This window comes from Robertmurraya kyonggiensis, assembly GCF_005116465.1.
GTDB classification, from domain to species: Bacteria; Bacillota; Bacilli; order Bacillales; family Cytobacillaceae; genus Robertmurraya; species Robertmurraya kyonggiensis.
The window spans coordinates 1-1,642 of the sequence record NZ_SWBM01000037.1; the positions used below are offsets into that span (position 1 = coordinate 1).

General features: G+C 39.0%; 1 protein-coding gene. It reads left to right on the forward strand.

Features of this window, described 5'->3' with window-relative positions; all coding sequences use genetic code 11:
• Positions 1-664: 664 nt before the first annotated feature.
• Positions 665-1,642: DUF1979 domain-containing protein (locus FA727_RS25600; RefSeq protein ID WP_136833907.1), on the forward strand; the 978-nt coding region annotated here is incomplete at its 3' end.

Genomic DNA, 1,642 nt, shown 5'->3' on the forward strand with positions numbered 1-1,642 from the left:
GAGGAGAGGGGAGGAGAGGGGAGGGGAAGGGTGGGGTGCTGCTCTGCTAGATCTGTCTTCTGGTTTAGGTATTTTTTTTAATCTCTATATCTCTATAGATTGTAATGTATATATCTCTGTAGATAAAAATATTAGCTAGTTATTTGCATAGAAATAGTTTAGATACATAGAAAAAATAGTTTAGATAGATAGACTAGTCCAATACAAATCCAAATTTTAGCCTAGTTTAGATAGATCGAAAAGGTTGTTTAGAAATATTTGGAAGTTAAATGTTTTATATAGAAATGGAAGCTTAGATAGAAATTGTATTGAATAAATAATTTAGGCTTATTGCCTTGTTTAATTTGTGAGATTCAAAAATAGTTTAGTTTATTTTGTGAGAATAAAAAATAGTTTAGATAGATAGAAATAGTATTCAATAAAATTAGAAATATTTTGCACTTAAATATTTTAATAGGAAAAATTATTTGAATAGAAATAGTAGTCAGTAAAATTAGAAACATGGTTTAGTTTTGGTAGTTATATTAGGATTCTTTAGAAAATATTTAAGTAGGTGGATTAAATTTATTTGAATGGAAACCTTTTTCCCCCAGATTAAATATCTAAGTTTGAGAAATCGGTGTCAATTGTGTTGGCAGGCATGTCAGAAAGATTACCTTTTCAAGTGTTCTATGGGTCTGGGGATGTTAGATATGGTTCTGAAGGGGTCGATTTGTCAGACTTTAGTTCCTTCAGAAAGGAAGTACCCCGAGCAAGAGAGAGGACTTGGGTTTCAATCTGCAATTGGCTATTTAAAGCTTTCGGACTTAATCGAGAGCAACATGAGATTTCGATCATGGCCGTTGTAAATCGGAGAGAACCGGTATTTTGGGAGTTATTGCCACTTCAAGGCACCCAAAACTGGAGGAACTATGTGAATCTAACCACTAGTCGAGGTTTACCTCTGGTATTATTTGTGCAAGCGTTCGAAAAGGCTACAATTAGTACTGAAGCAGTTGACGAAGATGGAGGCCCGGGGGATGCAGTATTAGAAGATTCGGAGACGATGCATGGACAACCTGATGAAGATTCGGATACGATTCATGAACCAGCTGAAGATGGAGATGGCTCACAGGAACCTCGTCAAGCAACTGGCGAGGCTGACGAGGGGGAAGACAATCCCTGCATAGTCAATGAGTTTCAGAGGGAGGGTGAAGAGCATGCAGTGGATGATTCATCTTCAGACGATGAAGATGATTATTGTGTCCCGCAGAACTTGGACGGGTACGACTTATCGATGCTAAGTGTAAATGATGGTGAAGCGGTGCAATGGGAGTATAGGGAGAATGAGGTCTGCGTCGGTTCAATGTATGCTAATGCTGATAATATGAAAGAAGCAATAAAACGTTGGTCCACTCTATCTTTGCAAAGACAGTTCAAAGTGCTCAAGAGCAGTCCGCAAACATATGATATTCGTTGTGTGAGAAGCGAATGCCCGTTCAGGGTGTACGCGTCCAAGGGCAAGTGGCAGGATTTCTGGCAGGTCAAGATTGTGGTAGATCACACATGCGAGCTTGAGCAATTAGCATCAAGGCACCGCAACCTGACAGCTGCCTTTATTGCTAACTACATGTACCCTCAGATTGTGGAGGATCCTAGCTAC